Source organism: Wolbachia endosymbiont (group E) of Neria commutata (assembly GCF_964026735.1).
Lineage (GTDB): Bacteria > Pseudomonadota > Alphaproteobacteria > Rickettsiales > Anaplasmataceae > Wolbachia.
This window is the reverse complement of record NZ_OZ034692.1, coordinates 900960-914285: the sequence shown is the minus strand read 5'-3', so window position 1 is coordinate 914285 and position 13326 is coordinate 900960. Positions and strand designations below refer to the sequence as shown.

The following is a 13326-nucleotide window of genomic DNA, read 5'->3' as shown; positions in this document are numbered from 1 at the left end:
TTAATTATATATTAATAAGACCTTAAAGTCAAACTTTTTAACTTATGCCAAGGCCTATTGGAACGAACTCTTTTAATCTCTATATCACTATTTGCCAACCAAATTGAGTGTGTACCATGCATTTCTAAATCAGCATATTTGATGATTTCAGCGCCACAAACTGAATAATCAAATTCACTTAATTGAATTATTAGGTCAACATTATTACAATTTTGCGAGATATCTTCTTCTTTATAAGCAAGCAACACCGACTTGTTATTTCCTTTATTATATATACAGCGATAATCACCACACTTTAGTCTTTTATCTGGATTACTGTATTTTGCATAATTCAAAATTTCATTCTGCCCATTCTGCTTTGCCCATGTTTTTACAACAAAGTTCCTATTTTTCCTTGTAGTAGAATACAGTAAATTGTCATTATCCTTTACAGCACTATTGTCGCTACTTACTAAAATATCAGGAGTTTTATATGAAGCACTAAAACAAATACCCAGCACGATAAAGAAAATTCCGAAGAAACGCCAATTTCTTTCCCACAAGCACAGCCATAACAATCCCAAGGTTATTATAATAATTGATGAAGCAGGGAATGTTTGTATGGGGATAATTAAATATTTAAGGTCAGCTATCAAGTTTGTTATATGCAAAACACCATCAATTGGACGCTCTATAATAGGCACTATAATCCACTCAATATTGAGTGGAATGAAAAAAATATAAATTATTCCAAGTGGAATAATAATCAACGTTACTACCGGTATAGCAATTAAATTTGTGATGATTCCGCTGATTGAAAAATAGTTGAAGTTGTATATGGTATACGGCACAGTTGCTAAACTTGCTATGAATGAGCTGATTATTATCGATACAAAATATTTGATTATTTTTATATTAAACAATTTATTAGCGTTAATCTGATAACTGGAAATTAGTGCCAAGACGGCAGAAAATGACATTTGAAAACCAGGCTTTAAAATTGCTTCTGGCTCTACTGCGAGTATCACTGAAGCAGCAAATGCAATTGCAATTAAACCTCGATATTTCCTCTCTATCATTGTTGCAACGAGTACCAAAATTACCATGATATAGGCGCGCTGAGCGGAAATTTGCATCCCTGTAATGAATAAATAAAATGTAGTTGGCAAAATAGTGAGAAATGCTGATATTTTTTTAGTATTATACTTAAGAGTTAAAGTTTCAGAAATTGCAAAGAGATTACGAAACACTAGAAAAAATAGACCAGCAATAAATGATAAATGTAAACCAGATATCGCAAACAAATGTGCAATACCTGAATCTCGTATTGCATCCATAGTTTTTTGATCTATTCCATCTTTTTTGCCAATGAGTAAAGCCGAGATTATATCCGCGTGTGGTTTTTTACTATTTTGCTGCAGATTTTCATAAATATACTGACGAAAAGATTCTATATATTCCTGAAATTTTCTGCTTTCAGCTTTTTTATGTAAAACAATTTTACTTGTTGCAAAACCTGTAGCACTTATTTTTTGATAATACTCTATTCTTGCAAAATCATATGCGTATTCAGAAGGTGCAATTTTTGGTGAGAAAAGTTTTGCTGATAATTTTACTTGATCACCTATTTTAATATCTTTTTCTACTTCAGTCCTCACAGATATTCTAATGTTATCCAGTTTTACACTTGTGTTTTGTATTTCATAAAGCAAAAATTGTTTATACAGACCTTTATCATTTATATCCTTTGCCGTAGCAATAATATCTTTCACGTATCTTTCTTTATAAAGGATTTTAGTATCAACTAAGGCTGTTCTTAATTTGCTAGCTGTGAATCCTATTAGCAAGGCGATTAAGACGATACATAGTATTGCATACTTTCTATATAGTACTGAAATCAATATTAATAGAGGCAGAAATAAGAGAAAAATTGATATGGTAATAATGAAACTCGGTTCAAAACTTAAAGAAAAGTAGATTAAAATTCGTACGCACTGAAAAACAGGAAACCATAGTATCAAATTATATTTTTCATTTTGTATATTATTTCGTACATAATTAATTATCATGCTAAAAAAAGCCAATAAATATGTACACATATTGATATTTTATACTTGTACTTTAACATAATTATAAATATAATAGCTTAATAAACAACGACGCGGGGTGGAGCAGCTCGGTAGCTCGTCAGGCTCATAACCTGAAGGTCGTAGGTTCAAATCCTACCCCCGCAACCATTTTGTCTCTAATGGAATAAGATTTATGTCTCTGGTAATATTCTGCCGGTTATGGTGTTCCCCATTAAATTAACTCATTACTTTTATAGAACATCTCATTGAAATCATTTAGAGTTCCGAAGTCTTGGTTTTTAATAAATAGATGACCATTTGCAATGTAAGACTCGGCAAGAGTGATAGGCTCTTCATAATGCTGTGAAACTGGTACAATAACATTATTGTATAAAACCATAACTTGCTCATAGTTATATTCTTTACTGGTATGGTACTTATTCTTTATAGTGTCATAAAAATTTGTTGCATCATCATATGTAACTTGCAGCTCCACCTTATACTTTCCCATTTCAAGTGGCCCACCAGCCTTTATTTTTGGTGGGTGCTGTGCAGATGCAACTTCATTAAAATTTTCTGTTTGACCGTCAGAACTATCGTTCATGCTTCCTATTACGCTAGCTATAACACTTTCTTCCTGATCCTCATCCTCATCACTTGCTGCTGATCTTTTACCTCGTTTTTGATGGTCTGAAGATGATTCACTTGCGCTGCTATCTGCTTGCATTTGTTCTACACCTACACTTTTTTGATGGTCTGAAGATGATTCGCTGCTTATCTGATCTGCAACCCATCCTTTAAACTCTTGACCATAACCCCTCAATGTAATTAAAAAATCTTCAACTAGTTTATTAGCTTGAGGTCTATCACTATATCCATAGCTAGCGAGACTTTTTAATAGATTATCAATCAAATCTGGATGTTTATGTTCGAGAAACTTTACTACTTGCTTGGCTTCTGAGTAATAATGTGCTCCTTGGTAATTATTGCGCAGTATCTCATCTGGTTTAAGAGACTTACTTTGTATTGCAGAAAGAGCTTTAATATCCTCATGATCATTTACGTGTTCACCATTTTCTAAACCAGCAGTATAGTTAGCAATGGCTTCATGCATTGCTTTTGGCAAAATATAACTTAAACCAAGATTTGCACAGTGCATTGCATGCCCTATTTCGTGTTCTAATACATGCTGATTCAAATTTCCTCTACTATCGAGGTAAACATAAACATCAGCAGCATTTCCCTTGCTTAGGTCAATCATCTTTGTATAACCATTAACACCATTACCAGCATCAAATCCAACTTTTTTCAAGTATTCCTTAAAATCATTTTGAGTATTGAATATATAAGCGTTGATCTTTATATTGTGGTCTGAAGTATTAAAAACACTTTTAAAGTCTTGCATGGCATTCTTAATACTTTTTTCTATCATATCTAGTTTGTTACTAGCCAAGTCATACTTTATATTTATGTCTGCTTCACTAAAAGATATAGTTTTATTATGTGAAAGATTTGACATCACACTATCCATGTAATTTACTATCTCTGTTTGTCCTTGCTGTTTAGCATATGCAAGAGGCGTACCATCGCATGCTCTCTCAATATAGAGGTCAGCACTATTATCCATCAAACATTTAACCATATCTAAATTTCCACGCGTAATGGCCAGATGTATTGGAGTATAGTTATGAGTAAGATTTACGTCTGTACCCTCTTTTATTAAATAACTTACTACTTCTAGGTGACCTTTATTGGCTTTTACATTAGCAGCAACGTGAAGGGGAGTGTCATTCCATTTATCTAAAACATCAAGCTTAGCACCTTTCTCTACTAAAAACTTAACTATATCTAAATTTCCATTTTCGGCAGCTTTATGTAGAAGAGTTCTACCGATACCGTCTTGTTGATCTACATCTGCACCTTTTTCTATCAAATATTCTGCTAGCTCTGTATACTTACGTGCAATGGCCATACTAAGTGGATTATTATACTTGCCTAAGCTAACACTAGCATTACCTGTCTCTACCAAAAATCTTACCATTGTCCAGTCGTTATTCATCACAGCATAAGAAAGTGGGGTAATCTCATGTTTATCTTGCACGTCTACCTTTGCACCTTGCTCTACTAAAGATTTTACCTCATCAAAACGCTTACTAAAAACAGCCTTGTGTAGAGCAGTATAACCATGAGAATCCTTAGCATCCAAATCCGGACCCACTATTTTATGTTCTTCTACGTCCTCCTCCCTAAGTTCTCTTTTACTTATTCTATGTTCACTTTTGGGTTTTTCTACTGTAACTTCTTCTTCAGGTTGTTCAACATGGGAACTTTGTGTTTCCACAACCACTTCATTACTTCCCTCTAGAACCTTAGACAATTTTTCAGATACTTGGCTGTCACTCAAATAATGATTCTTAGCATTTAGGTAGCTTGCATAAGAATCATCTGGTATTGAATAGAATCCATTTGCAAGATCAGGATAGGAGCTCTTATTCAGCACAAAAAATAAGTCATCATGTCCGAGCAGCATATCATAGTCAGAGTTAGTACAATGCAAGAATTCGCTACCTTCATATTCTGCTATGTAGAAACTACCAGGATCTAATGTGATCTCCTTATCATCAAGCTTTAAAACAGCAGCTGAACGCTGACTATCAATATCATGACCTTTTATCACTTTAAATAAGTTAATTTCACCTTTTTCTATGAGTTCTCTTAGATCTTCATTAGACCCCCTGCGAAACAACGTGAAGCAAGTTGCTGATAAAATCTGGTAAGAAATCCCCAGCCTAAAAATTATTAAAAACTATGCCTCAAATTCACAATTCCTGCTATAATATTAAATCTCATGTTGTATTTCTTCTGAAAATTGCGGTAAACATTTGACATTATTTTGAAGATTTTTATCTCGCGAATCTTATTTTCCACACGCATCCTGAACGATGCCAGCTTTCGATTATGCTCCTTTTGCACCTCCGTTAGTGGTTTTTTACGGTGTTTTTTGTACGGAATCACAACGTTTTTCTGCAGTTTTTGCCAACCTTGATACCCAGAATCGGCATATTTTATGCTATCTTTGGCCAACAATTTTTCCTGTTTCCTTATGCGAAAATCATGCATTTGACCTCTATGCGACTTCGAAATCGACAGAATTTGCCCATTTCCCTCGATCACAATTTCGGTTTTTATTGTGGTTGCTTTCTTTTTTCCGGAATAACTTTTCTTACGTTTTTTGCTGTCTTTCGGCCGCTGTATCGGTTGCTCCGTGACGTCTGCTAAAATTTTTAAAATCCTTTCTGGCGTCAGCGTTCTATCCTTTTTTATAGTAATTTTTTTGGCCAATAATGGCTACATTTTCTTAAAAAGTCGGCAAATATTTGAGTTGTGCAAATTAAACAAAAACCCTAAAAATGGATGCGTTATGTACGTTCTGTAATAAATTAGAACACATAAAATCCTGTCTTCTAGCTCCTCAACATGCGATTTTCTTCCGTGACATTTCTTTTTCGCCTCCATTTTTTCCCACTCTGGACGCACTTTTGCCACAATTTTTTCAAATTCTTCTGTTGTCAGACCCGTTAATTGCCTGAAAATATACTGGGTCTTTGAAACTTTTGCGTAACTTATTGCCATCTTCCCTCTTCTAAAACTTTCATTTTACATGCTTTTTAATGTTTTTCATCTGTTTTTTACCTTTTCGCATGGGGTCTCATAATCGAAAGCTGGCATCGTTCAGGATGCGTGTGGAAAATAAGATTAGAGAGATCAAAATTTTTAAGATTATGTCAAATATTTACCGCAATTTTCAGAAAAAATATAACATGAGATTTAATATTATAGCAGCAATTGTGAATTTGAGGCACGGGTTTTAATAATTTTTGGGCTGGGGATTTCTACCAGATTTTATCAGCAACTTGCTTCACGTTGTTTCGCAGGGGGCTAATGATATTCGCTATAAAATAGTGCGTATTCACGAAGAAGTTGAAGGTCTCCAGACAGGAAAAGTGGAGTTAATAGAGGATGCTATAGTACAATTGGGACAAGGCGGTTCTAGGTTTTTGCCATTTGAAATAAGGTTAACCAAAGCAAAAAACCAAAATAGTGGAGAAGTTTTCACATTTTTGGCCAATATTTATCAAATGTCTGCGGGAGAGATTTGTGATCTTTATAAAAAACGCTGGTCAATAGGGGTGTTTTTCAAATTTATCAAGTAGGAGCTTAATGTAAAGCACTTTTTAGGATACAATCAAAACACAATCATGGTAAACATTATATCTTGTTCTTATTGCCTCCACTTTGTTGCTGGAATACAGAAAATGCAGAGCATAAGAAATATCACAAATGCTATGAATAGCGAAATACAAGCTCAGTTATCTACGACTACTGTAAGTCCTGAAGCTATTACGCATAGGCACAGGCATCATCATGGACACAGAAACGCTACAGCGTAGCAACGTAATCGTCGTGCTATTGATAAAAACAAGAAAGAAAAAAACATACCAAGCAGTGCAAGCAAGCCAAAATCATGGATAAATGCTGCTGTAGATTCTTTTACTAATACTATTGTAGGTGCTGCTCAGCTTATACCTTCGCTTTTTAAGCTTGCTTTACCTTCGGGTCCTGCGCAGAAGGAGGATTTTCAAAGTAGCGATAAAAAAAGAGATCCAAATAGCGAATTTCGTGGACAATTTTCTGTTGAAGTTTGTGCACAAAATAACATAATTGCACTCAATGTCTTGTTACAGAATTTTCTAGATAGAAGATACCCCCTTCCTCAAGCACATGAGACCACTTCTGAGGAAGCACAAGCTTATGCAATAAAGATTACTGCAGAACTTGAGCAAATATTGAAACGGACAGCTGTCAGGTGTGGGATATCAGTACAAAATTTAGATTTCAATAACTGGGAAATTCAATCAACTATACGCGTACAAGTACTGAATAATGAGAAGAATGAAGAAGTATTAAAAACTTTATGTTCAGCTGTGGAAAAAGCTTGTCCGAGCTTGACGCAAAGAGAAACGTTTTTAACTGAGGTTAAGAATCAATTAGTACGTAATCTTGCTCCAATGAGTATAGCAGATGATAGGCCTTCTGATCATAGTAACTCCGAGAAAATAAAAAGTGCTATATCCCAAGACACACGTAGTTCCGAAGAAATAGGTAAAATCAGCAATGGTAGAGACATCTCTAACCATGCTTCCACTAATTTTTATGGAGCTAAAGACTTGCCACCGAAAGATGCTTGCACTAGTCACCTGGAAGCTCCCTAAGTAGTATAACAATGACAGACTTTTTAAACAGCTTAGCTTGCCGATAAAGCTATATAACGGTAATTATATATGATATATTTATAAATGTCAATACAATATTTGTGAAATATTTAATACAAAGAGAAAACTGTAAATCTCTCTGTTATCTGAGTAGTTCACTACTGGAATGACAATAAGAGAACGCTTGGATGACGAATGTGAGTTCTGAGGTAACAAATTTAAAGCTTGAATGACATCGTTGTATACATTTTATCACTAAATTAGACATTCGTACAGCTTTGTGTCAGCTACTTGTATGACACCGTGAGTTGTTCAGGTGCTTTCGTCTATTTACCATATTATTTTAGGTATTATTAAATAATTCGATGTAAAAAGGTCATTTATGCATTATGAAAAATGTTGTGGCAAAAATGAACAATATTGATAGCTTGCAAGATTTACTCCGAAATAAGAGTAAGGAAGAAATTCTCAAAATCATTCGACAAAGAAAAATCAATGATGTTCAAGATGAACATGGTAATAGCTTATTACATCATGCGGCACAAAAAGGTTGCATTTTAGAAATTGAGTTACTTTTAGAATTAGGTATTTATACTGGTTTTAAGAACGTAAGTGGAGATGTTGCACTGGAAATTCTATTACAGAATATTCAAAAGATTAACAGCAAAACCATAGAAATAATTCAAGTATTGTTAAAATGTGCAAAGATAGATTTAGAAGAAAATTGTGCTATAAAGGGTATAGATAACAAATTAATATGTGGTAAAGCTTTTCTAGAGTATGCAGTAGAGACTAATGATGTAAGATTTGCTAAGTTACTAGTCGAATGTGGAGCACAAACAGGCATTAACACAAAAAACGAACAAGGAAAGAACTTATTAATTCAGTTAATAAAGGCTGAAGGCATAGAGAAAGAAAGAATTAAACGTGATTCTAAATCTTTAAGTGAATCGCTCTTCTCTACATTTGATTGTTCATTTATTAAGTTACTGGTCGAAAGGGGAATAGACATAAATGATCGCGATGGGTGTAAATTGACTGCATTACATCAAGCTGTTAGCTATGGCTTTGATACAAAGACTATAAAACTGCTTTTAGAGCTTGGTGCAAATATTAATGCTAAGGACGAAGACGGCGTTACCCCACTGCACATAGCTGCTTCACTTGGAGGGGATAATAAAGAGCTAATAAATTTGCTTATAGATTGTGGTGCAGATATTAACGCAAAAACTATTACGCTTGCCCATGATGCAATTCATGTAGCAACAAAGTGCAATAATATAGAAAACATCAGAGCTTTGCTGAAAAGAGGAGCGAATATAGAATCTAAAGATAAAAACCAACTATTACTGACAGCTATTAATTCTTACCTAAATTTTTATAAAGGCGAAGCAGCAGGTGGCATCAATGTTATCAAATACCTGCTCAGCGAAAATGCTGATATTTCTGCTGAAGATATAAATGGTCAAACCATTTTATTTTATCTTGCCAGAGCAAATGATTTACTAGTAACAGAATTAATTTTTGATAAATATAAAGGAAATATAAAAAAATTTATCAATAAGGAAAATAAAGCGGGATTCGACGCTGTTGATGTTGCCCTTGAGCATGATCACAGAGAAATTATCTCACTCTTAATTTCTTTGGGTGCAGATATTAATAAAATTGGCTCGAATGGACACACTAAGCTTCATAGAGCGATAATTGATGACAACGTTCGTGAAACGAGATTACTGTTATCGCTTAAAGCAAAGGTAGGTGCAGATGACAATGGAAACACTCTATTACATTTAGCGATACAGAGAGCAAGCAGCTCAAAAATAGTGAATATACTGCTGGAAAAAGGAGCTAATATAAATATTTGCAATCACAAAGGAATAGGTCCTATAGGTGAATTGCATTATAAAATGAGAGAGCCAAACAGTAAACAAAATGAACGTAAAAACAAGCTTAATGAAAGCTTTATAAGACACATAAAAGATCAACGCAATAAAGATTACTGGTACTACTTTCAACTCAGTAGTGCAATATGCTCAGCAGGCATAGCTTATATGCTTCTTCTCGCTAACACTTTACCACTAGCTATCACAGCAATAGTGTTATTTGCTGGAGTGGTGATGCTGTCATTGTGTTTTAAACAATGGAAAAACTTAGAATCACACTACCGAAAAACAGAACATAAATTGAAAGAAGTTACAAGTGAGAAAGTTATAGCTACAACAACAAACTGTGAAGAAAGCAAAAAAGGAAAGATTGATTGTAATCAAAATCTTGAGCATATACCTGATCAAAATTTAAATCATGTACCCAGCCAAAAACTAAAAGAGATAGCAATAGAGAATGTAGGTCAAGTTAATATAGGGCAAGTAGTCGCTGGATGAAAACAAAATTAAATACATTTTTAATATTTTTATAGAAATCTATGAGCATAGACTTTGTGTGCTGCTCTAATGGCTACCTTTAAATGTTTAATGCTCTTTTCTGTTATTTTTATTATTTCTTGTACACATCTTACTACTAAGCAACATAATAATGGTCATACTAACATAGATAACGAAGATCATCACCACGATAAAAGCGAACATGAGACTTTGTTTGGACAATATAAAAATAACGTGCCTCTTTTGGAGGACAATGAACCTGCAGTCCCAGAAGTTATACCTTTACCAATAGAGTTTCCAGATCTTACAACTAGCAGTCAGCTTATTTCTATTAATGTTAGTGAAGAAGTATCTGTAAAGGACCTATTGATTGAAATAGGAAAGCTTTCTGATATTAACTTGGATATAGATCCAAAGATATCAGGCAATATTATTTTAAAACTTAAAGATAAGAATATAAACGAAGTAATTAAAAATATAGCTCAAAGCGCTAAACTACGCTATTCAATAGAAAATGATGTAATTAGAATTGAACAGGATCTGCCATACGCACAGAATTATTATGTGGACTTTATTAATATTCAACATTCTGCACAAAGTAATTTTGTTATTAGTAACAAAATTAACAATAGTGAAGGAAATAGAGATGATCAAGGCTCTAATAATGTTATGAGATCCGAATATAGTAGTGATTTATGGTATTCACTAGAAAAAGGCTTGAATACAATAATGGATGTTAACGGAGTAGATGATGGCGAATTTCTTTCATCCAACAAAGAAACTGGTGTTATCATTTTAAACGCTAGGAAGGGTATTCATAAAGCTGTTGAAGAATATATTAACAAGGTTAAAAGATTAGCGTCTTCTCAAGTAATGATAGAAGCAAAGATAGTGGAAGTTGTGCTGGATGACAAATATCTTTCCGGTATTAACCTCAATGATTTAAAGGGTGGAAGCAAATCTATGATGAATCAAGATAATTCTATTATTAATCTAGCAATGAACTTTGGTGATAATAATTTAGGGAGTTTGGTAAAAATTTTAGACAAGTTTGGCACTTCAACTGTAATCTCAAGCCCTAGATTGCATGCTATAAATAATCAGCAAGCAATGATTTCATTTACTAAAAATCATGTTTATTTTGTTTCCGATATGCAAAAAAGCACTAATCAGGTTTTAACTACTAAAATGAACAGCGTGCCAATAGGTGTTGTACTAATAATCCATCCAAGCATTAATATTGATACTGGAGAAATATTTATGGATATACACCCAACTTTATCAAGAATTAACGGCTATACTAAAGATTCAGGTATAGAATATGTTGCGCAACAGAGTAAAACGAAATTAAATAGCGATGTTCCAATTGTTGAAACCAGAGAAATGAACTCAACGCTCAAAATTAAGAGTGGTGAAATTATGGTAATTGGTGGACTCATAGAACATAGAGAAGATAAGCAAAGTTTTAAAGCTACATTCCGTCAAAAATCAAGAAGACTAGCAAATCACATTAGCACAGTGGAAACTGTCATCTTTTTAAAGGCAACAATTGTTCCAACATTTGGTTTGTTAGATACAAAAGATAAAAATTTGTATGCATTAAATCACTAGACCCCCTGCAAAACAAGCAAAAAACAGATGAAAAACATTAAAAAGCGTATAAAATGAAAATTTTAGAAGAGTAAAATGGCAATAAGTTACGTGAAAATAGCAAGAACACCATATGTTTTTAGACAATTGACAGGGCTCACAACATCTGAATTTGAAAAAATTGTGGCAAAAGTGCGTCCAGAGTGGGAAAAAATGGAGGCGAAAAAGAAATGTCACGGAAGAAAATCGCATGTTGAGACTCTAGAAGACAGGATTTTATGTGTTCTAATTTATTACAGAACGTACATAACGCATCCATTTTTAGGGTTTTTGTTTAATTTGCACAACTCAAATATTTGCCGACTTTTGAAGAAAATGGAGCCATTATTGGCCAAAAAAATTACGATAAAAAAGGATAGAACGCTGACTCCAGAAAGGATTTTAAAAATTTTAGCAGACGTCACAGAGCAACCGATACAGCGGCCGAAAGACAGCAAAAAACGTAAGAAAAGTTACTCAGGAAAAAAGAAAACAACCACGATGAAAACCGAAATTGTGATTGAGGAAAGTGGACAAATTTTGTCGGTTTCAAAGTCACATCGAGGCCGAATGCATGATTTTTGCATAAGAAAACAGGAAAAATTGTTGCCCAAAGATAGCATAAAATATGCTGATTCTGGCTATCAAGGTTGGCAAAAACTGCAGAAAAACGTTGTGATTCCGTACAAAAAACACCGTAAAAAGCCACTAACGGAGGAGCAAAAGGAGCATAATCGGAAGCTGCCATCGTTCAGGATGCGTGTGGAAAATAAGATTCGCGAGATCAAAGTTTTTAAGATTATGTCAAATATTTACAGAAATTTTCAGAAGAAATACAACATGAGATTTAATATTATTGCGGGTATTGTGAACTTGCGGCATAGTTTTTAATAATTTTTGGGCTGGGGATTTCTACCAGATTTTATCAGCAACTTGCTTCACGTTGTTTCGCAGGGGGTCTACTGATTTAAATGATAAATCAGCATTATCTTAAAAAGAGTGCCGATGTTTTCAGTCAATCTTAAAAATTCACTAAAAATCCTATTTTTTTGCGCTTCGTTTGCACTTTTCATCAAAGCCCGTGTTCTTTCCTTGATGCCAAAGGAGTATAGAAATTCTCTTTGAGTTAAAATTTCACAATCCGCATACTGTAATGAATCTTTCAGTGCTTGAAAATTTACGAGTGCAGTAATATCACTGCTCCCAATGTTCTCGAGAAAGTTAGCATATTTATGCTGTTTTATTGATTGCAGAGTGCTCCTATAGGAAGGATAAATATAACCATAATCTATGATTAAAGCGGCTCCTTTATCTTGATGCACTTTTTTCTCAATCTTTTTTAACATTTCAATTCCATACGAACATATTTCCACTATTGCACCATCGAAAAATTCTCCATTGAGGTCTTGCTTGGATTCTAGTGTTACGCACTGGAATGACATTGAAAAGCCGCTATCATCTTGCTTTGCTATTCTATTTTCATGCCACTGCCCATCACGGTAAACAAACTGATTAATTGGAAGAGCATCAAAAAACTCATTTGCTAAAAAAATGGTGGGGTGCTCTGGTAGATTATCAATGTCTTCGTTCCAACTGACTTCTATATCCCCTAAAGTTTGTTTTTGTATGTCTTGTAAAACAGGACTTATTTCAACTAAATGAATCGACATTGAATCAAAAAAGCCTTTATATTTCCTAGTGACTCGTACTACATCACGAATGAGTGTTCCTTTACCTGGCCCAAACTCAACTAGAGAAAATTTTGACGGCTTGCCTAATTTTTCCCATGTGTGCATGATCCAAACTGCAATTATTTCACCAAACAATTGACTGATTTCAGGGGCGGTAATAAAATCACCATCTCTACCAAGTGGGATTTTGCTCATGTAATAGCCATATTTTTCATGATATAAAGCAGCATTCATGAAATCACTTATGGATATTGACCCTTGATTTTTGTCAATTAATTCGCGAATATAAGTAAGCATGTTATTA

At 34.0% G+C, this 13326-nt stretch carries 8 protein-coding genes, 1 tRNA gene and 2 pseudogenes; 7 read left to right on the top strand and 4 right to left on the bottom strand.

Translation table 11 applies throughout. The annotated features are described in order from the left end of the window. Window positions 1-11 precede the first annotated feature (11 nt). Complete coding sequence (locus AAGD89_RS04795) at window positions 12-2048, bottom strand: ComEC/Rec2 family competence protein (protein WP_341807963.1); 2037 nt, start codon at window positions 2046-2048, stop codon at window positions 12-14. Between the two features lie 91 nt (window positions 2049-2139). Between AAGD89_RS04795 and AAGD89_RS04790 the strand changes: the two genes are divergently transcribed. Beyond that, a tRNA-Met gene (locus tag AAGD89_RS04790) sits at window positions 2140-2216 on the top strand. 64 nt (window positions 2217-2280) lie between these two features. On the opposite strand, the gene AAGD89_RS04785 is transcribed toward AAGD89_RS04790, so the two are convergent. After that, the gene (locus AAGD89_RS04785; protein ID WP_341807962.1) at window positions 2281-4794 is read right to left on the bottom strand and encodes an ankyrin repeat domain-containing protein; all 2514 of its coding nucleotides are present in this window, start codon (window positions 4792-4794) and stop codon (window positions 2281-2283) included. Window positions 4795-4847: 53 nt separating this feature from the next. Then, window positions 4848-5681 (bottom strand): annotated as a pseudogene (locus AAGD89_RS04780) (transposase family protein). A 77-nt stretch (window positions 5682-5758) separates the two neighbouring features. Between AAGD89_RS04780 and AAGD89_RS04775 the strand changes: the two are divergent. The 6 genes and pseudogenes from AAGD89_RS04775 to AAGD89_RS04750 form a co-directional block, all read left to right on the top strand. After that, window positions 5759-5920: pseudogene (locus AAGD89_RS04775) on the top strand (IS5/IS1182 family transposase); the annotation flags it as partial. A gap of 42 nt (window positions 5921-5962) precedes the next feature. Then, window positions 5963-6262, top strand: coding sequence for a hypothetical protein (locus AAGD89_RS04770; RefSeq protein ID WP_341807961.1), 300 nt, complete (start codon window positions 5963-5965; stop codon window positions 6260-6262). A gap of 522 nt (window positions 6263-6784) precedes the next feature. Beyond that, the gene (locus tag AAGD89_RS04765) at window positions 6785-7321 is read left to right on the top strand and encodes a hypothetical protein (protein WP_341807960.1); all 537 of its coding nucleotides are present in this window, start codon (window positions 6785-6787) and stop codon (window positions 7319-7321) included. Between the two features lie 389 nt (window positions 7322-7710). Beyond that, on the top strand, window positions 7711-9702 hold the full coding sequence (locus AAGD89_RS04760; protein WP_341807959.1) for an ankyrin repeat domain-containing protein: 1992 nt from the start codon (window positions 7711-7713) through the stop codon (window positions 9700-9702). 69 nt (window positions 9703-9771) lie between these two features. Next, a complete protein-coding gene (locus AAGD89_RS04755) occupies window positions 9772-11313 on the top strand; it encodes a secretion system protein (protein ID WP_341807958.1) in 1542 nt (513 codons plus the stop codon). Window positions 11314-11388: 75 nt separating this feature from the next. Continuing rightward, window positions 11389-12222 carry a transposase family protein gene (locus AAGD89_RS04750; protein ID WP_341807957.1) on the top strand — a complete coding sequence of 278 codons (834 nt, stop codon included), beginning with the start codon at window positions 11389-11391 and terminating at the stop codon, window positions 12220-12222. 68 nt (window positions 12223-12290) lie between these two features. Here AAGD89_RS04750 and AAGD89_RS04745 read toward each other — a convergent pair whose 3' ends face one another. Next, entirely contained in the window at window positions 12291-13319 is a 1029-nt protein-coding gene (locus AAGD89_RS04745; RefSeq protein WP_341807956.1) for a class I SAM-dependent methyltransferase, read from the bottom strand. Between the last annotated feature and the right edge of the window lie 7 nt (window positions 13320-13326).

Bases quoted from the DNA above. Each gene is read 5' to 3' on its own strand.
- AAGD89_RS04795 (WP_341807963.1), bottom strand. From the start codon at position 2,048: ATGATAATTAATTATGTACGAAATAATATACAAAATGAAAAATATAAT.
- AAGD89_RS04760 (WP_341807959.1), top strand. From the start codon at position 7,711: ATGAAAAATGTTGTGGCAAAAATGAACAATATTGATAGCTTGCAAGAT.
- AAGD89_RS04755 (WP_341807958.1), top strand. From the start codon at position 9,772: ATGGCTACCTTTAAATGTTTAATGCTCTTTTCTGTTATTTTTATTATT.
- AAGD89_RS04750 (WP_341807957.1), top strand. From the start codon at position 11,389: ATGGCAATAAGTTACGTGAAAATAGCAAGAACACCATATGTTTTTAGA.
- AAGD89_RS04745 (WP_341807956.1), bottom strand. From the start codon at position 13,319: ATGCTTACTTATATTCGCGAATTAATTGACAAAAATCAAGGGTCAATA.